Annotated in this window: 16 protein-coding genes; 7 read left to right on the forward strand and 9 right to left on the reverse strand. The window is 62.2% G+C overall.

Going from position 1 to position 22312, the window contains the following annotated elements; genetic code table 11:
• Positions 1–154: 154 nt before the first annotated feature.
• The 6 genes from HB376_RS00005 to HB376_RS00030 all read right to left on the reverse strand — a co-directional run bounded on the left by HB376_RS00005 (position 155) and on the right by HB376_RS00030 (position 7190).
• Entirely contained in the window at positions 155–1240 is a 1086-nt protein-coding gene (locus HB376_RS00005; protein ID WP_213761405.1) for an ABC transporter ATP-binding protein, read from the reverse strand.
• 14 nt (positions 1241–1254) lie between these two features.
• Positions 1255–2139: a carbohydrate ABC transporter permease gene (locus tag HB376_RS00010; RefSeq protein WP_213761406.1), complete on the reverse strand. Its 885-nt coding sequence runs from the start codon at positions 2137–2139 to the stop codon at positions 1255–1257.
• Complete coding sequence (locus HB376_RS00015; protein ID WP_213761407.1) at positions 2136–3098, reverse strand: sugar ABC transporter permease; 963 nt, start codon at positions 3096–3098, stop codon at positions 2136–2138. The genes HB376_RS00010 and HB376_RS00015 overlap by 4 nt, the downstream gene beginning before the upstream one ends.
• Complete coding sequence (locus tag HB376_RS00020; protein ID WP_213761408.1) at positions 3098–4333, reverse strand: ABC transporter substrate-binding protein; 1236 nt, start codon at positions 4331–4333, stop codon at positions 3098–3100. Before HB376_RS00020 ends, HB376_RS00015 begins: the two co-directional genes overlap by 1 nt.
• A gap of 83 nt (positions 4334–4416) precedes the next feature.
• Positions 4417–5808: a GH1 family beta-glucosidase gene (locus tag HB376_RS00025; protein ID WP_213761409.1), complete on the reverse strand. Its 1392-nt coding sequence runs from the start codon at positions 5806–5808 to the stop codon at positions 4417–4419.
• A gap of 185 nt (positions 5809–5993) precedes the next feature.
• Positions 5994–7190 carry a GAF domain-containing sensor histidine kinase gene (locus HB376_RS00030; protein WP_213761410.1) on the reverse strand — a complete coding sequence of 399 codons (1197 nt, stop codon included), beginning with the start codon at positions 7188–7190 and terminating at the stop codon, positions 5994–5996.
• A gap of 273 nt (positions 7191–7463) precedes the next feature.
• Here HB376_RS00030 and kaiC point away from each other — a divergent pair, with 273 nt between their 5' ends.
• From kaiC to HB376_RS00055, 5 genes are all read left to right on the forward strand, one after another.
• On the forward strand, positions 7464–9146 hold the full coding sequence (gene kaiC / locus HB376_RS00035) for a circadian clock protein KaiC (RefSeq protein WP_213761411.1): 1683 nt from the start codon (positions 7464–7466) through the stop codon (positions 9144–9146).
• Positions 9143–9490: a circadian clock KaiB family protein gene (locus HB376_RS00040; RefSeq protein ID WP_213761412.1), complete on the forward strand. Its 348-nt coding sequence runs from the start codon at positions 9143–9145 to the stop codon at positions 9488–9490. Before kaiC ends, HB376_RS00040 begins: the two co-directional genes overlap by 4 nt.
• Positions 9487–9882, forward strand: a complete 396-nt coding sequence (locus tag HB376_RS00045) for a circadian clock KaiB family protein (RefSeq protein WP_213761413.1) — start codon at positions 9487–9489, stop codon at positions 9880–9882. Before HB376_RS00040 ends, HB376_RS00045 begins: the two co-directional genes overlap by 4 nt.
• A 5-nt stretch (positions 9883–9887) precedes the next feature.
• Positions 9888–11525: a PAS domain-containing sensor histidine kinase gene (locus HB376_RS00050; protein ID WP_213761414.1), complete on the forward strand. Its 1638-nt coding sequence runs from the start codon at positions 9888–9890 to the stop codon at positions 11523–11525.
• A gap of 208 nt (positions 11526–11733) precedes the next feature.
• Positions 11734–12102, forward strand: a complete 369-nt coding sequence (locus tag HB376_RS00055; RefSeq protein ID WP_213761415.1) for a VOC family protein — start codon at positions 11734–11736, stop codon at positions 12100–12102.
• Between the two features lie 44 nt (positions 12103–12146).
• On the opposite strand, the gene HB376_RS00060 is transcribed toward HB376_RS00055, so the two are convergent.
• The 3 genes from HB376_RS00060 to HB376_RS00070 all read right to left on the reverse strand — a co-directional run bounded on the left by HB376_RS00060 (position 12147) and on the right by HB376_RS00070 (position 19608).
• Positions 12147–13001 (reverse strand): hypothetical protein, encoded by an 855-nt coding sequence (locus tag HB376_RS00060; protein WP_213761416.1) that lies wholly within the window; start codon positions 12999–13001, stop codon positions 12147–12149.
• Positions 13002–13665: 664 nt separating this feature from the next.
• Complete coding sequence (locus HB376_RS00065; protein ID WP_213761417.1) at positions 13666–14727, reverse strand: helix-turn-helix domain-containing protein; 1062 nt, start codon at positions 14725–14727, stop codon at positions 13666–13668.
• Positions 14728–15231: 504 nt separating this feature from the next.
• A complete protein-coding gene (locus HB376_RS00070; RefSeq protein WP_213761418.1) occupies positions 15232–19608 on the reverse strand; it encodes a DEAD/DEAH box helicase in 4377 nt (1458 codons plus the stop codon).
• A 296-nt stretch (positions 19609–19904) separates the two neighbouring features.
• Here HB376_RS00070 and HB376_RS00075 point away from each other — a divergent pair, with 296 nt between their 5' ends.
• The gene (locus HB376_RS00075) at positions 19905–20909 is read left to right on the forward strand and encodes a 2-keto-3-deoxygluconate permease (protein WP_213761419.1); all 1005 of its coding nucleotides are present in this window, start codon (positions 19905–19907) and stop codon (positions 20907–20909) included.
• Complete coding sequence (locus HB376_RS00080; protein WP_213761420.1) at positions 20906–22231, forward strand: four-carbon acid sugar kinase family protein; 1326 nt, start codon at positions 20906–20908, stop codon at positions 22229–22231. Before HB376_RS00075 ends, HB376_RS00080 begins: the two co-directional genes overlap by 4 nt.
• Positions 22232–22312: the final 81 nt, after the last annotated feature.

Genomic DNA, 22312 nt, shown 5'->3' on the forward strand with positions numbered 1-22312 from the left:
TAACCCCAACCGCTAACCCCAGAACCGACCACCCCGGCATCAACCCCGACCACTAACCCCAAAACCGACCACCCCAGCACTGACCCGGACCCACTAACCCCAAAACCCAAAACCCGTCCACCGGTGCGAACGAAAACCACTTCCCTATAACCCCTCAAACCCGATCACCACTGGTTTCATCGAAGAGCGAGATACGTTTGCTGTCGATCGAAAACCCCGTCATCTCGTCGACCGCTGCGCTCGCAGTATCCTGCGCGATCGACGCGATTTGGGCCCCATGATAATCGAGCCAAATTACCCGATGATTACCCATCGGCTCAACAAGCGACACCGTACCTCGATGTCCGAACGCCGGATCAATCGAGACATCCTCGGGGCGCACGCCGAGCACGCACGGCAGCTTCTCCGGCGGTGACTGCAGAAACGGATACGCGGAAACATCAATATCAACGTGCTCATTGCGAAACCGCACGCCACCACCCTCGCGATGCAACACGCCCTTCAGCAAGTTCATGCCCGGCGAGCCAAGGAACGTCGCAACAAACAAATTATTCGGATGCGCATAAACCTCCGCCGGCGTACCGATCTGCTGAATCACCCCACCGCGCATGACCGCCATGCGGGTCGCGAGCGTCATCGCTTCGACCTGATCGTGGGTCACGTAGATCATCGTTGCACCGAGACGCTTATGCAGTTGCTTCAGCTCACGCCTGAGTTCCGTGCGCAGCTTTGCGTCGAGGTTCGACAGCGGCTCATCGAAGAGAAACACGTCCGCTTCACGCACGATCGCCCGGCCGATTGCCACGCGCTGACGCTGCCCGCCCGACAACTGCGCAGGCCTGCGTTTGAGCAACGGCCCAAGCTGCAACATCTCGGCCGCACGCGTGACGCGCCGTTCGATCTCGGCTTTGGGCGTACCCGCTATACGCAAACCGAACGAGAGATTACGCTCGACGTTCATGGTCGGATACAGCGCGTAGGACTGGAACACGAGCGCGATACCGCGATCTTTCGGATCGGCCCACGTCATATCCTGGCCGCCGATCTCGATGCTGCCGCCGCTCACATCGATCAGTCCTGCAATGCTGTGCAGCAAGGTGGATTTACCGCACCCCGAGGGGCCCAGCAATACAAGAAACTCACCCGGTTCGACCTCAAGATCGAGCGATTCGATGATCGTATTGGAGCCAAGCTGAATCTCCAGATCGCGGATTGAAACGTTCGACATGACTGTAGACATGAATGAGCCCTGGACTAACCCTTGACCGCACCGGATGCAATGCCACGCACGAACCAGCGACCCGAAACGAAGTAAATGGCAAGCGGCACCATGGACGTGAGGATGGTCGCCGCCATGTTGACGTTGTAGAGCCGCTCGCCCGTCGTGGTGTTGATGATATTGTTCAGTTGTACTGTCATCGGCAAATTCTTCGTGCCCGCGAAAACGAGACCCAGGATGAAGTCGTTCCAGATACCGGTGACCTGCATGATGATGGCGACCACGATGATCGGCGTGGACATCGGCACCATCAGTTGCAGGAAGATGCGCCAGAAACCGCCCCCGTCCACGCGCGCCGCCTGGAAGAGTTCATGCGGCAGCGCTGCGTAGTAATTGCGGAACAGCAGTGTCATCACGGGCATACCGAAGATGGTGTGGATCAGCACAATGCCGGGCAACGAGCTGAATAAATGCACGGTTGCGAGCACACGCACAAGCGGATAGACCATCACCTGTACCGGGATGAATGCACCCACCAACAGGATGGCGAACAACGTGGTGGCCCCGCGTGGTTTCCAGAATGACAACGCGTAACCGTTCACCGCACCGACCAGAATGGACAGGACCGTACTCGGCACGACAATGCGCACCGAGTTCCAGAAGCCGACCTGAATGCCCTGGCAATCCAGTCCCGTACACGCCGATTGCCACGCAACACGCCATGCATCCAGCGTGAAATGCACCGGCAGCGAAAGGATATTGCCAAGACGAATTTCCGTCATCGGCTTGACCGACGTGACGAGCATCACATAGAGCGGCAGCAGGAAGAACAAGGCCGAAGTCAGCAGAAACGCGTACACGCCCAGGCGCGCGGGCGTGAAGCGCGACCTGCGTTTTAACGGGCGACGTGGCGCGTTCATCGGGAATCCCTGAGCCGCAATGCGCGGCTGCGAATATAAAAGACCGGCGCCAGGATCGCGAGCACGGTCACGAGAAGAACGATCGACGCCGCCGACGCCAGCCCGAGATTCGCGCGTCCGAACAGATAATCCATGATGAACTTCGCGGGCACTTCGCTTGCCGTGCCGGGACCGCCTTGCGTCATGGCGACCACCGCATCGTAGAGTTTGATGACCATCACGAACAGCAGGATGAAGGCCGTCGAAATGGATGCGCCGAGCATGGGGATGACAATGCTGACATAGACACGCCAGCGCGGAATGCCATCTATGCGCGCTGCCTTCCAGATCTCTTCATCAATGCCGCGCAGCCCCGCGAGCAACAATGCCATCACCAGCCCCGACGCTTGCCAGACCGTAGCTATCACGAGCGTATAGATCACACGATCCTGATCGACGATCCAGTCGAAGCGCGCGTGCGTGAAACCGATCCGATGCAGCACTTCCTGAATGCCCAGCTCCGGATTCAGGATCCACTGCCACACGAGACCCGTTGCGACGAACGACATGGCGTACGGATACAGGAAGACCGTGCGCAGCGCGCCCTCCGCCATCACCTTCTGGTCGATAAACACCGCCAGCAGCAACCCGATCGCGAGGCATATGACGATGAACAAAACCCCGTAGATCGCGATGTTTTGCAGCGACAGCATCCACCGGTCGTTATTAAAAAGCCGCACGTATTGCGACACGCCCGCAAAACTATTCGACGCGAACGTACGCGAGTTCGTGAACGATGTGCGCAAGCTCCATAACATCGTGCCGAGATAGGCGAACACAACGGTGAGCGCCATCGGCACCAACGCAATATAAGCGGCCAGCGCAAACCGCTTCCTCAGCGGCTTGCGCTTCACGCGACCGGCCGGCGCGCGCAAGGCCTTGCCGGCAGGCGTATGCGTCCTCAGCGCTCCCTGCGCCATCAGCTTTTCAGCCCGCTGGCGAAGGCCTTTTGTGCGTCCTCCGCCGACTGGTTCTTGTTCCAGAAGTTGGTGATGACGTCCTGCAACGCGCCATTGATATCAGGCGGCGTCAGCATTTCCGGATTCGGCAACTGCCGCGACTTGTCCTTCATGATCGCGATGCCCTCCTTCGCGCACATGTCGAGACTCGAATCGTCGATGTCCGAGCGAATCGGAATCGATCCCTTCTTCGCGCTGAACGCAACCTGTGCAGCCGGAGACGTCATGACCGTCGCCAGCAGCTTTTGCGCCTTGATCGCGTTGGGGTCGTCGGTCTTCGGGAAAACGAACGCGTCCCCTGCGACAAGATACGGCGAATGCGGACCGAAGCCCGGGAAGCAGCCGAAGTCCTTGCCCGCCGTTTGATTGGCGGCGGAGAACTCGCCCTTCGCCCAGTCACCCATGATCTGCACGCCGGCCTTGCCGGAGATCACCAGCGCGGTGGCGTCGTTCCAGTTGCGGCCCGGTGAGCCCGGATCAATATAGTTGTGCAGGCGCTTGAACTGCGTCAGCACCTTCTTGAACGCGTCGGACTTGACCGCGTTCACATCGCGATCGCGGTATACCTTCAAATAGAGGTCCGGGCCGCCGACATCGGCGAACACGGCGTCGAAGGTGATCTTCTCCTGCCATGCCTGACCACCGAGCGCGAGCGGAATCACGCCCGCCGCTTTCAGCTTGTCGAGATCCGCGATGAACTCATCGTACGTGGCCGGTTCCTTTGTGATGCCGGCCTTCTGGAACGCCGGCTTCGAATAGAAGAACCATGCCGGCATGTGGATGTCCACGGGCGCCGCGTAGTAATGCCCGTTCGACTTGATGCTTTCAATGATCGACGGCGGGAAGATCTTGTCCCAGTTCTCCTTGGCCGCGACATCGTCCACGTTGTTCAGCAAGCCCTGGTCGATGATGTCGTGGAATTGCTTCGACGTATTGAACTGCGCGGCGGTGGGCGGGTCTCCGCCCATGATGCGGTTGAGCGCCGTGGAGCGCGCCTGGTCTGCACCGGCCACGGCTTGGTCGACCCATAATCCGCCCGCCTTGTTATAGGCGTCGGCGAACTGCCTGATGGCCGCTGACTCGCCGCCCGATGTCCACCAGTGGATCACGGTCGCTTTCAACGGATCGGCGTGCGCTGCGCTGCTCGCCGCAACGGCGGCGATGACACTGACGACCAGTTTCTTCATGCGGTTCATTGCGTCTCCTCCGGGCTATATTTTCTATTTGGCCCCGTAGTCCATAGGGTCCAATGGCTTCGGCATTGAAATCGAACTGCGGGTCAGGCGCGGGAATTAACGCGGGTATTGCGCTCCGCGAGGAACTTCGCAATCAGCTCGGCGCTATGTTTCATGGTGCGCTTCTGCGTCTTGTAGTCGACATGAAACACGCCGAAGCGACGTTCATACCCAAAGGCCCATTCGAAGTTATCCATCAGCGACCAGATGAAATATCCGCGTATGTCGACGCCGGCCTTGATCGCGCTATCCACGGCGGCCAGGTGGCGTTTGAGGAACGAGATGCGCTGCGGATCATCGACGCGTCCATCGACTACCTTGTCATCCGACGCCATGCCGTTTTCAGTGATGTAGATCGGCGGCAATGACGGATACGTCTTGTTGAATCCGATCAGCAGGTCGCGCAGGCCATCGGGATGAATCTCCCAGCCCATCTGTGTGCGCTCGACGCCTGGCAACGGCACTTCGGTGAAACCATGCACGCCGTCGCTCTTCACGTTCGTGCGGAAGTAATAGTTGATGCCGAGGAAGTCGAGCGGCGTACCGATGATCTCCATATCGCCATCGAGCACCAGCGGCTCGGTGCCCGGCCATAGTTCGAAAAGGTCCTTGGGATAGGCCTTTTTCAACAGCGGGTCCAGTATCCACGCGTTGTGCTGGACTTCAAAAAGATGTGCGGCGCGTGCGTCGGCTGCGCTGTCGCTATTAGCGGTACCTCGGCCCACATTCGCGACAATACCCTTGAGCGACGCGGGATCGTTTGCCCGCAGGACCGGCACGGCGGACCCGTGCGCGAGCAGCAGGTGATGCATGGCCTGGGTCGCGTAACGGTCATTCGCCAGCCCCGGTGCATGATGGCCGTTGCCGTAGCCGAGGTAAGCGGAGCACCAGGGTTCGTTGAGCGTGGCCCAGGCATCGACCTGACCGCTCAGTTCGCGGCTCATCAGGTCGGCGTAATCGGCGAAGCGATACGCTATGTCGCGATTCAGCCAGCCGCCGCGATCTTCCAGATATTGCGGCAGGTCCCAGTGATAAAGCGTGACAAAGGTCTTGAGGCCTTTCTCTTTCAGCCGCGCGACCAGGCGCTTATAGAAGTCGATCCCCTTCCGGTTCGGACGCCCCGCTTCATCCATCACGCGCGGCCATGCAATGGATAGGCGATACCCGTCTACGTTTAGCGCGGACAGCAAGTCGAGGTCCGATTCCCACCGATGATAATGATCGCAAGCGACCTCGCCGGTGTCGCCGGCCAGCACTTTACCGGGCGTGGCCGAGAACGTGTCCCAGATCGACGGGAGCCGGCCGTCTTCGCTGACGGCGCCTTCGATCTGATAGGAAGCGGTTGCTGCGCCGAGCAAAAAGTCTCGTCGCCAGAGGGCTGAATCGGAGGGTGGGGGAAACGGATCGCTGGAGACAACGGATGCGTCGAGTGCCACGAGGACTCCTGTTGAGCGGTGGAGTGGAAGCGCTTCCACATGTGCCAGCGAACGATAGCAGCGCCGAATTGACGGGGACAATCCGGGTTTGTATGGAGAGGGTTCAGGGGTTGAAGAGACGCGATCGTCGCGAGGGAGATGGCGACGAATCGGGAAAGGTAGGCGCTACGACCCCGGACCGGCGTTCACACCGCGTCACTCACGGGAATCCTTGCCACAAAACAGGTCCCCGTCTCCGCCGATGAACTCACCGACAACGTCCCGCCGTGCGCGTTGACGATCTGCGAGCAAATATAGAGTCCCAACCCGAGCCCACCGCCCGGCTGACTGCTCGCAGGCCGCCAATACGGTTCGAAGACTTTTTCCAGGTCTTGCGGCGCGATCGGCGCGCCCAGATTGGAGACGGAGATCGCGAGCTCGCCGGCATCCACCGATACCATCACCCGCACCGGTTGATCCGGCGAGCCATGCGTCAGCGCATTAGCCAGCAGGTTGGACAGCAGTTGCTGAATGCGCCCCCGGTCGCAGTAGACGCAGCCGTCCACCGCGATCTGTTCCAGCACGACACGTTGCGGATTCACGTCGCGCAGTTCCGTGACCACGTGGCGCAGCGCGTCGGGGAGATCGTCAACCGGAGCAAGCGCCACGCCGATACCCGTGCCGAGCCGGCCACGGGCGAAATCGAGCACGTCGTCGATCAGGCGGGACATGCGCCGCGTAGTCGCCCGCAACCGCGTGCCGATGCTCACCAGTTCCGGCTCGCCGCCGCGTCGCGCCAGCCATTCCGCGGTGGCGCCCACGGCGGCAAGCGGATTGCGCAGATCGTGGCCGAGCACCGCGATGAACTGCTCGCGCAACTCGGCGGTCGTGCGCTCATTGATGAGCGCGGCTTCGGTCGCCGAGCGCTCGTTCTCGCTCTCCAGCTGCAGTGCGATCAGTTCTGCGAAGAGCGTGAACATGGTGAGCGTGCGTGCATCCGAGATCATCGCCGGACGCGGATCGATCGCGCACAGATTGCCGAAATAGTCGCCGTTGGGCAGGATGATCGGCACCGAGATATAACTCTCGATGTTGTAGATACGGGGCGTGTGGTGTTCGCGATAAACCGGATCGGTACTCGCATGGTCGATAACAACAGGCCGGCGCATTGCGCGAGCCTCGCTGCACAGCGTGGTGTGGACGTCGAGTTGGCCGCCCGGCAATAGCCCGAACTGAATGTCGTCCTGCACGGCACAGGCGGTCCATGTTCCCTCGGTGACGCGCGCCACCGCCGCGAAGCCGAGGCCGGTGTTTTTGCAGATCACGCGCAGCATGGACGGAACGGCGCCGATCCGGCCGATGGTGGCCACGTCGCGAGCAATGGCTTCGTCACTGTCGTCCATGGCGGCCTGCAAAACTCCATCAACAGGGTTCAAAATTCTACCTCTCAGTGCTCGATATTTTTTGTTCGATGCTGCGCTCAATTGTACGGGTCCGATTACTCGCGCCAAGCGTTTAAAAATGGCCGCCTGTCCCCGCGCGCCGGTCGACGTGATCTTCTGGATTGCATAGTGCGTACCGCGATGCCAAGATGCGCTGTCGCCATCGACCAACTGGCGCGGGTATCGAGGCCGGGCCGGCCAGTACCTTTCTGTTAAACCTTACAAAGAAAAACGATGACCGGAGCAGTGCTTTCAAAATCGCCGACAGGCATTTCTGGCTTTGACGACGTCACCCTCGGCGGTTTGCCTGCCGGCCGTCCGACCCTGATGTGCGGCGCGGCAGGATGCGGCAAGACCCTGTTCGCCATGACATTCCTCGTGGAAGGCGTACTGAAGTACGGCGAGCCCGGCGTGGTGGTGAGCTTCGAGGAATCGGCGGAGGACCTGGCCGCGAACGTGGCGTCGCTGGGCTACGACGTGATGTCGCTGATCGAGCAGAAGAAACTCGCCATCGATCACGTCAAGATCGACCCGGCGGGAATCGAAGACACCGGCGAATACGATCTCGAAGGCCTGTTCGTGCGGCTCGACTACGCCATCAAGAGTGTGAACGCGAAGCGCGTCGTACTCGATACGCTCGAAGCTCTGTTCGCCAGTTTCCCCGACGCCGTCTTGCTGCGCGCCGAGTTGCGGCGCCTGTTCGACTGGCTGAAGGAACGCGGCGTCACGGCCATCGTGACCGCGGAGCGCGGAACCGGCGACCCGAGCCTGTTGACGCGGCACGGCATTGAAGAATACGTGTCCGATTGCGTCATCCTGCTCGACAACCGGGTCGAAAACCAGGTCACCACGCGGCGCCTGAGGATCGTTAAATATCGCGGCTCGGCGCATGGGACGAACGAATACCCGTTTCTTATCGACACCACCGGCATCAGCGTCCTCCCGGTTACATCAGCCGGGCTGGCGCACCTGACGTCAAGCGACGTCATCTCCACGGGTATCGCCGATCTCGACGCCATGTTGGGCGTGGGCGGTTATTTCGTCGGCTCGAGCGTACTTGTGTCGGGACTTGCGGGAACCGGCAAAACCACCTTTGCCGCTAAATTCGTCGAGGCCCGCTGCAAACTCGGCGAACGCACGCTGTGGTTCGCCTTTGAAGAGTCGCCCGAGCAGATCGTGCGCAACATGCGCTCAGTGGGCGTGGATCTTGCGCACTCTCTGGGCGGCACGCTCAGGATCGAATCGGCGCGGCCCAGTTTTTTCGGGCTGGAAATGCATTTGGCGCGGATGGCGCGCGACATCGACCTGTTCAAGCCGAGCGCCGTGGTGATCGACCCGATCTCGTCGCTGCGCGGCGTGGAGTCGGAAGTGCACGCGACGCTGTTGCGACTCGTCGATCTCCTCAAATCCCGCGGCATTACGGCAGTTTTTACAAGTCTGAGCGGTACCGACCAGGCGTCCAGCGTGAATGACCGCAGCATCTCATCGCTGATGGATACCTGGATTTCGCTATCGCATATTGAAACGAACGGCGAGCGCAACCGGCTTGTCTACGTGCTGAAATCGCGCGGCATGGATCACTCGAACCAGGTCCGTGAATATCAGATCAGCAATGGGGGAATCGCCATGGTGCCAGCTTATATAGGCGCGGGCGGCGTGCTGACAGGTTCCGCGCGGCTCGCGCAGGAAGCGCAGGAACGCGACGAATCCGCCGCGCGCGACGAACTTGTGATGCAAAAAAAGCGCGAACTCGCCCGGCGCCGCAGACTGGTCGAGCAGCAGGTCGCGGAACTGCAGTCGGCGCTCGACGCTGAAGCGTCGGAACTCGATGCGCTAATCGAGCAAAGCGACGAACACAAGCGCCTGCAGGAAGCCGACCGTAGCCGGATGGCGCAATTGCGGCGATCGAAAGAATGACCGAACAGGACGCGTCCACGCCAGCGGAACACGAATCGGACAGGACCGAAACGCCCGACGCTTGCTCGTATTTGCTGCGGTTGTATGTAGCGGGGGAAACGCCGAAATCGATGGCCGCCATCCGTAACCTGCGTGCGCTCTGCGCCACGCATCTGGCCGGCGAGTATTCGATCGAGGTCATCGATCTGCGCATCAACCCGCAACTCGCAGCCGCCGACCAGATTCTCGCGATACCGACCGTCGTCCGGCATCTGCCCGCGCCGCTCAGGAAAGTGATCGGCGATTTGTCGGACACCGAGCGCGTGCTGGTCGGCCTCGACATCCGGCCGAGGGCCGGTTCGTGAGCGCCCTGCCCGTCGAAGCCGACGGCGGAGGTGGCGGAGACGGTGCACCGCCTCCACCCCCATCGGACACGCTCGTGCTGCGGTTGTACGTGACGGGCAATACGCTGCGTTCCACGCGTGCCGTGGACAACGCGCGGCGCTTGCTGGAAACCCATGCGGCGGGCCGCTTCGAGCTGGAAGTGATCGACATCTACCTGCATCCGGAAGCCGCGGTCGCGGCCCAGATCATTGCCGCGCCGACGCTGGTCAAGCTGCGTCCGGGGCCGTTGCGAAGGGTGATCGGTGATCTCTCGGATTCGAACAAGGTACTGGCCGCGCTCGGCGTGATGGCGTTGAACGTAGCCGGTAGCACGTCCTTAGGCGCGTCCTCGGCCGCGTCCATCAAACCCTGACGCGTATGTCCGATCAATCCCACACCGCTTCACTGGAAACCGCGACTATCGAGGAGCTGCGCGAGCGGCTGCGCGAGGCGGAAGATACCCTCGACGCCATCCGCAGCGGCGCGGTGGACGCCGTGGTGGTCGGCAGCGACGACGACCGCCGTATCTATACGCTCGAAAGCGCGGACCGGCCGTACCGCGTGCTCGTGGAGCAGATGCAGGAAGGCGCGGTGATGCTCTCCGCCGACGGCACCATTCTCTACGCCAACGAACGCGCCGGGCAGTTGCTCGGCGCCCGGGTCGAGCACGTCGTAGGCTACGCGTTCAGCGCTTTTGTGCTCGATGGCCAGCACGCGCGCCTGCAGGAACTGATCCGCGAAAGCGCTACCGGCACTGCCCGCGACGAACTCACGGTGCTGTCGGCCAGCGGGGAAACGCCCGTGTATTGCAGCTTCAAGGCGCTCGAAGCCGAGCGCGACCAGGACCGGCTGATCTGCGGCGTGATCTCCGATCTCTCGCAGCAACGGCAGATGGAAGCGCGCCTGCACCAGGCGCAGAAAATGGAGGCGGTCGGTCAGTTGACCGGCGGCCTCGCCCACGATTTCAACAACCTGCTGCAGGCCATTCACGGCAACCTGGAACTCGTGAAACGATCGCCTTCGGAGCGCGAGCGCGTACTGCGCTGGACCGACAACGCCATGCGGGCCGTCAGCCGCGGCGCCAAGCTCACCGCGCAATTGCTGGCATTTTCGCGCTCGCAGAAACTCGAATTGAAACCGGTCGGGCTGACCCAACTCGTGCGCGGCATGGCCGATCTGTTCGACCGCACGCTGGGCCCGGGGATCGACCTGCGGCTGGAACTCGGCGACGACGCCACCCTGGTCGTGGCGGACGCGACCCAGCTTGAACTCGCGTTGCTCAACCTCGCAATCAACGCACGGGACGCGATGCCCACGGGCGGCGTGCTGCGCATCAGCACGGTAACGTGGACGATCACGGACGACGCCGATCTCGCCGATGGCGACTACGTGGAATTGAGTGTCGCCGATACAGGCACCGGCATGCCCGCCGATGTCGCGGCCCGGGCGTTCGAACCGTTTTTTACCACCAAGGAACTGGGCGCGGGAACCGGTCTCGGCCTCGCCCAGGTGTACGGAATCTGCCAGCAGGCGGGCGGCCATGCGCGGATCGAGAGCAGTCCGCGCGGCACCCGGGTGTCTTTGTTTCTGCGGCGTTCGCCCGCGGTAGCCAACGCACCGGACCCGTCGGCGGCGGCTATCGTCAATGCGAGTGACCGGAGTGCGCCGCGAATCCTGGTCGTCGATGACGATCCGGATGTTCGTACGTTCATGGTCGAAACGCTGGTCGCGCTGGGGTATCGCGTGGACTCGGCGGCGGGCGGGCGCGCGGCGCTCCACATGATGGCAAGCGATCCACCGGACTTGCTGGTACTGGACTTCGCGATGCCGCATCTTGACGGCGCTACGGTGGCGAAACTGGCGCGGTCCCAGGGTCTGCACATGCCCATTGTTTTCGCGAGCGGCTACGCGGACACCTCTGCCCTCGACGCCGCGATGGGCAACAATATCTCGCTGCTTCGAAAACCATTTTCGATTGATAATTTGTCGGCGGTCGTTGCGGCGGCGCTGGCGTGAGGCGTAGACGTAAATCGGGTTGCTCGCGTGACTTGGTGAACGAGCACGGTGACAATTCGCGCCACTACTGACAGAAACTGGCAGTAGTCACGCTTACGATGGGTTCGACTTCAGCACCGGCAAGTAATCGGCGGCTCGTTGCTGGATTCTCAGCCGCACGCCTCGGCTATTTCCCGGCTACTTCCCATCGACCCAACGCGCGCAAACCATGACCGATCCCAACTTCATCATCCTGTACGTCGACAACCCCTCCATCAGCGCCGATTTTTATGCGGGCTTGCTCGGCAAGACACCCGTCGAATCTTCTCCGGCGTTCGCCATGTTCATCCTGGAGTCGGGTCTCAAGCTGGGGTTGTGGTCCAGGCATACGGTTGAACCCGCAGCAACAGCGCCGGGCGGCGGCGAACTCGCGTTCCCAGTGAACGACAGTGACTCCGTGCACAGCCTTTTCGCCGATTGGGTCAAGCGCGGCCTGGAAATCATCCAGCGTCCGACCGAAATGGATTTTGGCTTTACCTTCGTCGCGCTGGATCCCGACGGTCATCGTCTGCGCGTTTTTACGCCTTCCGGGCAATGAGATGACGGCACGCGACTGCCGCATTTCAAGCGGATGACTAGCGGCTACCACCTTCTCGACGGCGTTATTGCTTTGGCCGCTTTGGCCGTTGTGCGCATGTGCGGATCGGTTTCGTCGAAGGCGCTGCCCCCTCTGCGCCGCGTGTGGTCGAGTTCTTCCGCCAGCCGTTTCTCTTCCCAGTCGCGTTGCCACGCCTCCGCCTTATGGCGGCGCTCGATCGCGCGCCGCGCTTCGTCCTCGCGATCGATCCATGCAGCGAAGATCCAAAACGCGCGGTCTATTGCTTCATATTTTCCTGCCGGACCAGTCACCGAAAATAACAGCCGATCACCCTGGCCCGGGTGCTTCCAGTACACGCCGATTTCGCGTTCGCCAGCCGGCGCAATGGTTTTGCCGATATCGGACGCCGACGTCGCCCGCTCGCCCTTCCATCGTGCTGCCGAAGCGCCAGACACCGCGCCAAAGCTCCCGGCATTCGACTCAGGCTCAGGCTCAACCGCCAGCGCCCGGAACGGCCATTCGAAGCGGCCGGAGCGCAAGCGTTGAAACTCGCCGGGAGCATCGATCGAGACAAATCGCTTTGCCACCTTGTTGACCGTGAGCGTTCGCGACACGAGATGCAAAGTGAGATCGACGCCGCCGCCGGCTACCCTGATCCGGCCCTCGTCCTCGCGAATCTCGGCGTCGCATCGCGCTGATGCATACGACAACCGCCTGCCTTCGCGATACCCATGCAACCAGAGCGCCGCGATGACGGCAAGCGCCAGCGCAACCTGGGCATCCGACTGCGGCGTCGAAGTGAGACCCGCATAAAGCGCGACGGCCGCCGCGCCGCACATACCCATCTTGACGATACGGCCGAGCAAAGTCTCAGCCTGGAACAAAGCGAACAGCCACATGAGTTTTCCCGATGTCACGTTTTTCTTGGTTTAGGGTCGAACACGCGGCGGGCTTGATGTCGGTGACATCTCCCCTTGAGGCGTGTTTCGCCTTGAAGCGTCTTGATGGCGCTTTCTCTCTCAGTCGGCAATCCCGTGCTTTTCAGCGTTCAGGTTGGTCAGGCCCGAACTCGGCGGGACGGCCATCACGGCCCTCACTTGCCTGCGCGTGTCCGCAGTCGGCGGCTATAGGCGGCACGGGCGCCGTCGTAGCCGTAGTGGTCTCAGTCGCAGAGCCGCGGCGGCGCCGCTGGTCGTGAACATCCGAGGGCCAGGGAGCCCTGGTTGGCGTCCAATGCGCAAGGCCCCGAAAGGGACCCGGAACGTGCACCGAGAGCGCATGGTTCATAGCGAAAGTGGCCAGCAATTCGCTACACCTTCCACGACCGGGAAATAACCCGCCTCCTTTTCCCGCCTCGGCGTCTGGTCAACACCGTTCACGATGCCTGCGTACACGTCAGGCAATGATGCCTTCGATGCACGCCGCCGCCCTCTCATTCCGTCCGCTCTTTCCGCCCATTTCGTTCAGCGCGGGGAGGATTGTTCGCCTTCGCTTATGTTCGCTGCTTATGTTCGCTGCTTATGTTCGCTGCTTACGTCCGCTGCTTACGTCCGCTTGGCGCGCTCAGCCGCCGAGGCTGCGGATCGTCGCAGCGGTCCTGACGCCGACGCCGCGCGCATCGCGCGAGCGGCTGCCGTCGTCCACAGGCGAAGCGGCGCCAATCAGCGCCCCGGTTGTACATCGCCTGCGGGCTTCTGTCGGCGTGCAGCCGAAACGCTCCTTGAACGCGCGGTTGAACGTCGATTCGCTCATGAAGCCGACCGCACAGGCAATTGCACCAATGAGGTCGCGCGCATGCAGCGGCGATTCGAGCCGGCGCATGGCTTCATCGAGCCGGCGAGTGCGTACATACTCAGCCACGCCGCCCATCGGTTCGAAGAGTTCATAGAGCGCCGTTCGCGACACCTTCAGGATTTCGCGCAGCCGCGCCGGGCCGAGGCTCATGTCCGCCAGATTGCCTTCGACAAAACTCAGCGCCTGCGCGCGGATCAGCGGCGTCAGGCGCGGATCGCCGGATTGCTCCCAACGCTCGGCACGCCGCAGCACGGAGGCCGCGACGAAGTCCAGCGTGGCTTCGCCCGCCACGCGAGCCTGCTCGTCGTCCATCGAGTCCGCGACGCTCATCAGGCTGCGCATATGCGAAGCGATCAGCAGGCCGATAGGGTCGGCGGCCTCCCAGGACAATCCATGCATGCGCAACGCGCCGCCCGTGCGCCGGTCAATGGCTTGACGTGGAATGGTGAGCGTCAGCATGGGTGCGTCGCGGGTGAAACCGACGTTTTCGACGGCGAGGTCGCGCATGACGACCGACCCGAGCGACACCTGCTGGATGTCGCGGCCAAAGGTCGACATCAATGTGCCGTCAAGCAGGCAATGCACCAGGTAATGGTCGACGCCGGAGGTCGCTATCCTGCGGCGGGTACGCTGAAATTCAACGTCTCCGCGCACGACATGCGACATGAGCAGCATTGAACCTAAAGGCCAACTTTCCATCTTCGCGCGAAACGGTACGGGTGGATCTTTCCGGCGCTGGATCTCAAAGATGGCGTCAAGTCCTTCGCGCCAGATTTCCTCGGCATCATTCTCGGGGAAATCGGCACTGTCGAATCTGATGGGCGTGGACATGGCGTTACTCAGCCTCCATAACAGCAGGGTTCGACATGACTTTCCAGATTGCCGGGTTCGCTTTTGGCATTACCCGGCATCGCAAAGAAATTAACGGCGCTTTAGCGGTAAAACTTTAGCATGTGTTTAAAACGATCTGAAGGGAACGGGGAGTTGTCGCTATATCCTTATTCGTTCTTTTGCTGGCAGAGCCCAAGCGGGCGGCGGCTTTTCAAATGCCACAGTCCGCCGATACCCCCGTGGTCAGGCAGGAGAATTTAGCTAAAAGACGAAGGAATCGATAATGCCGCCCGCACGGGATTGCCTGCATGGGCTATGGGTTTTTGGCGAAGGTGGTGCGCCTCACGATCAGAACTTTCATTCCACTTTCGTTAATAAGGGGCGGGTTTGTTTTGCGCGCGCTTGCAATTCGCCAATTCGCCAATTCGTTTAACTTGCGGAATGTTTAGCAAGAAAACCAGCGTTTTATCGAAAGACTTTATCGCGAACCGCCGCCCGTTCTTTTCAGCGACTCGTCGTCATTACTGGGGAAACTGGCATTCGGTCAAAGCTGCGCCGGACAAGATGCCAGCGCACGTGCTCTTGCGACTCCGTATCGAGTTCCACCAGGAAACGCGTTTTCCCCGCGATCACCGCCCCCACCGGCAAACCATCGTGATAAAGCACGCGATTACCCGGCAGTGCCGGCACTTTCTCCCCGGGCAGCAAGGTGCCGGCGAGATTCAGGGGATCGACCGCGCTTATCGCGATAAAGCTGCCGTCGGCGGCCCGGTTGCGCATCGTGCGTAACAGCGGCACGGCTTCGGGCAGCGCGAACTGCTCACCTGCCAGCCCCGCGACGAATCGGCCGCCGCGAATTTCACCGCGTGCTTCCAGCCGATGAAATACCCGCAGCAGGTCGCGCCACGGCGGCAGCCAGTCGGCTTCGCGTTCGAGCAAGCGCCAAAAGATCACGCCGTATCGGCGCAACAGGGTCATCGCGACATGCTCAAGGGAATCGGCGCCGGGCGCGGCACTGCTTTCAGCGCGACGCAGCAATGCCCAGCGCCCGGCGTCGTCCATCCCGCCGATAAAGCGGCCGCCGCGCCGTGGCCGCCGGCCGAAACTGTTGCGGCGCGCGGCCGGCGCGAGCAACGCACGCAGGCCGGCGAAACTATCGGCGTTCACCAGCCCCAGCGACACCAGTTCGCCCAGCGCATTTTCAAGTTCGGTATCCAGCAGGCGAACGTCCGAACGCAGTTCATCGAAGAACATGGCGCCGTGTTGCGTGAGCGCGTCGAACACGAGCTGGGCACGCGATGACGGCTCGGGGGACTGCACCGGTTGCATCAACGGATTCCACGCTGCCAGATTTCGACGCGGCAGCAACACGATCGGCGTGGTGCGCACCGGGCCGCCCGAACTTCGCGACCGGACACCCGGACGGCTCCAGACGACCTTGCCGGAGCGGCATAGATCGTCGAGCCAGGTCATGGAATAAGCGCTCAGGCGTGCCGGCAGGATCTCATCTTCCCATGCGACCGCGGGCGCTTCGTAGCCTTCGAGTTGTTCGATCGCGAGCATCAGCGCGTCGTGGCCGTCGCCATGCGGATCGGCTTTCGCGTCGGCGCTTACGTGTTGCCAGTCGAACAGGAAACGCATGAAATCCTGCAACTCGACCGGTTCGATTTCGCGCCGTAAACGCCGCACGGTGTATCGATGAATCCGCGCCAGCAGATGCCGTTCGCACCACTCTTCGTCTGTCGTGCCCGTTGAGTCCTTCACGCCCGGAGTGAAGCGGCCTCGCATGACATAACCTTCGGCTTCCAGGCGCGTCAAGGCGAGCGCGACCGACGAAACCGGCACGGCCAAAGCGCGCGCAATAACAGGCGCCGGCAGCGGACCAAAACCGCTCAGACGGGCGCGCACGATCTCGACGAGCGCATCGTCTTCGGTCCAGGCTTCATCGAAACCGGGCAGCGCTTTTAGCGGCGGCTGCATCGGTGCGACCGGATGAACGGCACGCAAGCAGGTCAGGCGTTCGACCGCCACCCATAACCCGTCCGCCAATGTCACCTGCAAACGCGTCGCACGCCCTGAAGCCGCGAGCTGTTGAAGCCACGCCGGCCAGCCATCGTTCGCTTGCGACTCGGCTTCAGTGATACATGAAAGCCCCGACAGCGCCTCGTGCATTTCATCGGCGTCGCGCACCGTTGGCCATGCTTCTTCGCGCACGCCCGCGATGGCTTCGGCGTCGAGCGCGCCCAGGTCATCGCTCGATTGCGGATCGGTCCAGCCTCGTGCGAGCACGGCCTGCGTGCGGCGTTCCTCGATGGGGGCATCGTCGAGAAAGGCGTAAGGACGCGCCGATAAAACCTCCGCCGCCAACGGCGACGGCGCGGGCAAATCGCGCGTGACGAGCCGCACGCCGCCACTCTCGATGCGTCTTAGCAATGCGAGCCACGCATCGCAATCCATGGCGTCGTGCAAGCAGTCATCGATCGTCTGATCGACCAGCGGATGACGCGGCACGTCACGCTCGCCCACCACGTTTTCAATGCACGCCACCTGATCGGGGAACACGGTCGCCAGCAGATCCTCGCTCTTCATGCGCTGCAATTGCGGTGCGACCCGACGGCCGCCCGCGTAGCGCGGCAATGCGAGCGCGTTGGTTGCGTTCCAGCGCCAGCGCACGCCGAACAGCGGCGCGTCGAGCAGCGCCTGGATCAGCATGTGCTCCGCGGTATTGGAATGCAGATAACGCCAGACTTCATCGAGCGGAAAACTATGGCTGCCCGTCAGCGACAGAACGATCGCGTCCTCGGTTGCCGCCGCCTGCAATTCGAAATTGAACGTGCGGCAAAAACGCTTGCGCAGCGCGAGGCCCCACGCGCGGTTGACCCGGTTGCCGAACGGCGCGTGAATCACGAGCTGCGTGCCGCCGGAGGCATCGAAGAAACGCTCCATGACGAGCACATCCTGCGTGGGCAGAACAGAGAGCGCGGCCCGCGAACGCGCCAAGTAGTCGACGATCTGCCGCGCCGCTTCCTCGCCGATACCGGTTGTATCGGCGAGCAGGGAGATCGTTTTATTGACCGGATAATCGCCCAGCCAAGCGTCCACTTGCGCATGCAAACGCGCTATCGCCGCCGACAGTTCATTGCTGCGTCCCGGCGCTTCCCCGAGCCAGAACGGAATGTTCGGCGGCTGGCCGTGCGCGTCTTCCACGCGCACTCGGCCACCCTCCACTCGCAGGATCTTGTACGACGCATTGCCTAGCTGGAACACGTCGCCAGCCAGGCTTTCGACCGCGAAATCCTCGTTGACCGTGCCGATCTGCAAACCTTGCGGTTCGAGCAGCACGGCGAAATCGGCGTTGTCCGGAATGGCCCCACCCGATGTCACCGCAGTCAGCCTGCCGCCGCGCCGGCCGCGCAAACTTCGTGTCACCACATCCCGGTGCACGTAAGCTCCACGCACGCCGCGCCGGCTCGTATAACCCTCGGCGAGCATGCGCAGAACTGCGTCGTACTGCGTACGATCAAGCGACGCATACGGCATCGCATTACGCACGAGTTCGAAGAGCGCGTCCTCGCTCCACTCACGGCTCGCCACTTCAGCGACGATCTGCTGGGCGAGAATATCGAGCGGCGCCTCGGGAATATGCAGCACGTCAAGCTCACCGCGCGCCACGCAATCGAGCAGCGCCGCACATTCGATGAGATCGTCGCGCGATTCAGGAAAGAGCCGCCCTTTCGGCGTGCCGCGCACCTGATGTCCCGAGCGCCCGACACGCTGCAGGAAACCACCGATCGAGCCCGGCGAACCGAGTTGACAGACCAGCTCCACATCGCCGATATCAATACCCAGTTCCAGCGAAGCCGTTGCAATCAGCACCTGCAGTTCGCCGCGCTTGAGCCGCTGCTCGGCATCCAGCCGCTGCTCTTTCGCAAGGCTGCCGTGATGCGCGGCGACGGCGGGCTTGCCGAGCCGCTCGGTGAGATGGCGCGCGACACGTTCGGCCATCCGGCGCGTGTTCACGAACACGAGCGTAGTGCGGTGCTGCGCGATGAGATCGGCGAGGCGGTCGTAGACACGCTCGCGCACATCGTTCGACATGATTGCTTCAAGCGGGATAGGCGGCAGTTCGAGCGCGAGATCGCGCTTGCGCACATGGCCGACATCGACGATTGAACACGGCCGGTTGCCCGTCAGGAATTGCGCGACCCGTTCGATCGGCTTTTGCGTCGCCGATAACCCGATCCGCACCGGCGCTTCATGCTTATGTTCAACGCACAACGCGTCCAGGCGTTCGAGGCTGAGCGCGAGATGCGCGCCGCGTTTGTTGCCGGCGACTGCATGGATTTCATCGACGATCACCGTACGCACCGTCGACAACATCGCGCGGCCGGAATCGGAACTGAGCAGCACGTAGAGCGATTCCGGCGTGGTGACGAGGATATGCGGCGGCCGCTTTTTTACCGCGTTGCGCTCCTGGGGCGTGGTGTCGCCGGTGCGCACCGCCGCGCGAATGTCGATGGGCGGCAAGCCCATCCGCTCGAGTTCGATCGAGATGCCGGCGAGCGGTTCCTCCAGGTTCACGCGGATATCGTTGGAAAGCGCCTTGAGCGGCGACACGTAGACCACGGCCGTCTCGTTGGGCAATGGGTCATTGCTCGCCAATGCTTCCCGAACCAGTTCATCGATTGCCGCAAGGAACGCCGTCAGCGTCTTGCCCGAACCGGTCGGCGCGGCCACGAGCGTCGAACTGCGGGCCTTGATCAGCGGCCAGGCGCACTTCTGCGCCTCCGTTGGCGAGGGGAAATGCCGGCTGAACCATGCCGCGACGGCCGGATGGAAGTCGTCGAGCGGATTGGAAGCCGATGATTTTGCAGCGGTCATATCGCTAGTTTATTAGCCGTCGGGAAAGCGTGTTTGATCGCGCTCGGCGCGCGAGGAACCGTGTGCCGCGGACGCCCGGCGGCGGTGTGTTTTTTGCTGATTGAGCTATCGAGCGGCGACATCAACGCATGACCCACCGCCGGACGACTTTCATAAGAAATGACTGGATCGAGCATTCGAACGATCAGTTTGCGCATTTTTTGAGATGGGACTACACTTCATTTTGACTGTTTCAATCAAACACGTGATCGATTCGAGCATTGAACTCGGATTCGCTCGTCAAACAGGAGACCCGTATGGCCCAGCTTCCCATCAAGCGCTCGATCGAGCGTGTTCCCGGCGGCATGATGATCGTGCCTTTGCTTATAGGCTCGTTAGTCGCAACTTTCCTGCCCGGCATGCCGACGTTCTTCGGCTCGTTCACCAACGCGCTTTTCACGGGGGCGCTGCCAATTCTCGCGGTGTTCTACGTATGTATGGGTGCGAGCATCAACGTCAAGGCGACCCCGTATCTGCTGAAGAAAGGCGGTGTGCTATTCGCGACGAAGATCGGCTCGGCGATTGTCGTGGGTATCGTGATGGGGCATTTTCTGGGTGAGCAACCCATCTCGTCGGGCCTGTTTGCCGGTATCTCGACGCTCGCAGTCGTTGCCGCGATGAACGACACCAACGGCGGCCTCTACATGGCGCTGATGGGGCAATACGGGAAGTCCGAAGACGTGGGCGCGTACACGATCATGTCGCTGGAATCAGGACCGTTCCTGACGATGGTCACGCTCGGCGTGGCGGGACTCGCCGCGTTTCCATGGCCCACGCTGGTCGGCAGCATTCTGCCGCTCGCGGTCGGCATGCTGCTCGGCAATCTGGATCGCGAAATGCGCGACTTCCTCGCCCGCGCCGTGCCGGTCATGATCCCGTTCTTCGCGCTTGCACTGGGCGCCAGTCTCGACCTGCACAAAGTGTGGCAGGCAGGGCTGCTGGGTATCGGACTGGGACTGGCAGTGGTTATCGTCACCGGAATCCCGCTGTATTTCGCCGACCGCGTGACGGGTGGCACCGGCGTGGCCGGCGTGGCGGCGGCCAACACGGCCGGTAATGCGGCGGCGGTCCCCGCGCTGATCGCAGCGGCGAATCCGGTCTACGCGGAAGCCGCAAAAAGCGCGACACTGCTGGTCGCGGCGTGCGTGGTGGTCACTGCTATTGTGTCGCCTATCCTGACAGCGGCGGTCGCCAAACGCGTGAACGCCCGGACCGAAGAGCGCCGTACTGCGCAGAAAGTTCAGAACGAGGCCGCACGATGAACACTCGCAGCATGCTGATCGTCGCTGACGACCTCTCAGGCGCGGCCGACTGCGCCATCGCGTTCGCCGGTGCGGGACGGCGTACGGTCGTGACGCTGGAGACATCGGGCGTGGTTCACGCCGCTGCAGAGGCGGACAACGCGGACGTCATCGCCGCCGATACCGACTCGCGCCGTCTCTCGCCGCAAGACGCGGCGCAACGCACCGCCCATGCGTTCAATGCGCTGAACGCACCCGGCCGGCGCTTGTACAAGAAAATCGATTCGACGTTGCGTGGCAACTGGACGGCCGAAGTAGCCGCGTTGCAACCGCTCGCCGGACTGGCGATCGTCGCGCCCTCGTTTCCCGCGACCGGCCGCACGCTGCACCAGGCGCGCGTGCTGGTGCATGGCGAGCCGCTGGAAAACACGGACACATGGAAGTTGGAAAACGCCGGCAAGCCGGCGAATGTCCTGACGATGCTTGAGGACGCGGGCCTGCGCAGCGAGTCCATCGACGTGGACACTTTGCGCGGTGACATCAACGCGCTGCTGGACAGGATCAAGACAACGGCGGCGCAAGGCGTGCAAGCGCTGATCGTCGATGCCCATACCGGCGACGACCTGAAGCGGCTCGCGCAGGCCACCGCGCGACTCGACCCGCGCGAACACCCGTTGTTCTGGGTCGGATCGGGCGGACTGGCACGCGAACTGGCGTCGCTGCCCGATCTCTTCGATACCCCGCCCCGCGAGACCCTTGCCCACGAGAAGCAGGAGGGCGCGATCCTGATCCTGGTCGGCAGCCTGTCAGCCGTGTCCGAACGCCAATGCGCGATGTTGCGTGAGCGTGCCCGCGTAAGCGAACTGATCGTGCCGCCCGCGGTCTTGCGTGTGGGCAGCGAGCACACGGACTGGCTCGCGTGGCAGTCGAAGATTGGCGATTATCTTGAACGGCATCTCGACTTGCTGGTGCGCATCGGTCGCGACGACGCCTTCGATCCAGCCGAAGGCGCGCATCTGTCTACCGCGCTCGCCGCGCTGGTGACGCCGCATTTCAGGCATGTCGGCGGCTTGATTGCGACCGGCGGCGAAACCGCCCGCGCGATGTTGAGCGCAGCCGGTATCGGCAGTCTCGATTTGCTGGCGGAAGTTGAAGCAGGCGTCGCGGTGGCGCGGCCTTCCGGGCAGCATGCGGCACGCCTCGCCATTGTCACCAAGGCCGGTGCATTCGGCAGCGAGCATGCGCTGTTCGGCGCGTGGGAGCATTTGCAGAGATTGCCTCTGCCCACGCGGTCCACATCGCCGACGCTGCGGACGCCGGACGCGGCTACTAATACACACTAATGCACATTAAAGCCACTGAGAGCGAACACAGTATTTACCTCGCCTCAGAGCGCCCCCACTTACACGGAGTTTAACCAATCA

Origin of the sequence: Caballeronia sp. dw_19 (assembly GCF_018449515.1) — a bacterium.
Classification (GTDB): Bacteria; Pseudomonadota; Gammaproteobacteria; order Burkholderiales; family Burkholderiaceae; genus Caballeronia.

Bases quoted from the DNA above. Each gene is read 5' to 3' on its own strand.
- HB376_RS00075 (WP_213761419.1), top strand. From the start codon at position 19,905: ATGGCCCAGCTTCCCATCAAGCGCTCGATCGAGCGTGTTCCCGGCGGC.
- HB376_RS00010 (WP_213761406.1), bottom strand. From the start codon at position 2,139: ATGAACGCGCCACGTCGCCCGTTAAAACGCAGGTCGCGCTTCACGCCC.
- HB376_RS00055 (WP_213761415.1), top strand. From the start codon at position 11,734: ATGACCGATCCCAACTTCATCATCCTGTACGTCGACAACCCCTCCATC.
- HB376_RS00050 (WP_213761414.1), top strand. From the start codon at position 9,888: ATGTCCGATCAATCCCACACCGCTTCACTGGAAACCGCGACTATCGAG.
- HB376_RS00030 (WP_213761410.1), bottom strand. From the start codon at position 7,190: ATGGACGACAGTGACGAAGCCATTGCTCGCGACGTGGCCACCATCGGC.
- HB376_RS00080 (WP_213761420.1), top strand. From the start codon at position 20,906: ATGAACACTCGCAGCATGCTGATCGTCGCTGACGACCTCTCAGGCGCG.
- HB376_RS00065 (WP_213761417.1), bottom strand. From the start codon at position 14,727: ATGTCCACGCCCATCAGATTCGACAGTGCCGATTTCCCCGAGAATGAT.
- kaiC (WP_213761411.1), top strand. From the start codon at position 7,464: ATGACCGGAGCAGTGCTTTCAAAATCGCCGACAGGCATTTCTGGCTTT.
- HB376_RS00070 (WP_213761418.1), bottom strand. From the start codon at position 19,608: ATGACCGCTGCAAAATCATCGGCTTCCAATCCGCTCGACGACTTCCAT.
- HB376_RS00020 (WP_213761408.1), bottom strand. From the start codon at position 4,333: ATGAACCGCATGAAGAAACTGGTCGTCAGTGTCATCGCCGCCGTTGCG.
- HB376_RS00005 (WP_213761405.1), bottom strand. From the start codon at position 1,240: ATGTCTACAGTCATGTCGAACGTTTCAATCCGCGATCTGGAGATTCAG.
- HB376_RS00015 (WP_213761407.1), bottom strand. From the start codon at position 3,098: ATGGCGCAGGGAGCGCTGAGGACGCATACGCCTGCCGGCAAGGCCTTG.
- HB376_RS00040 (WP_213761412.1), top strand. From the start codon at position 9,143: ATGACCGAACAGGACGCGTCCACGCCAGCGGAACACGAATCGGACAGG.
- HB376_RS00060 (WP_213761416.1), bottom strand. From the start codon at position 13,001: ATGTGGCTGTTCGCTTTGTTCCAGGCTGAGACTTTGCTCGGCCGTATC.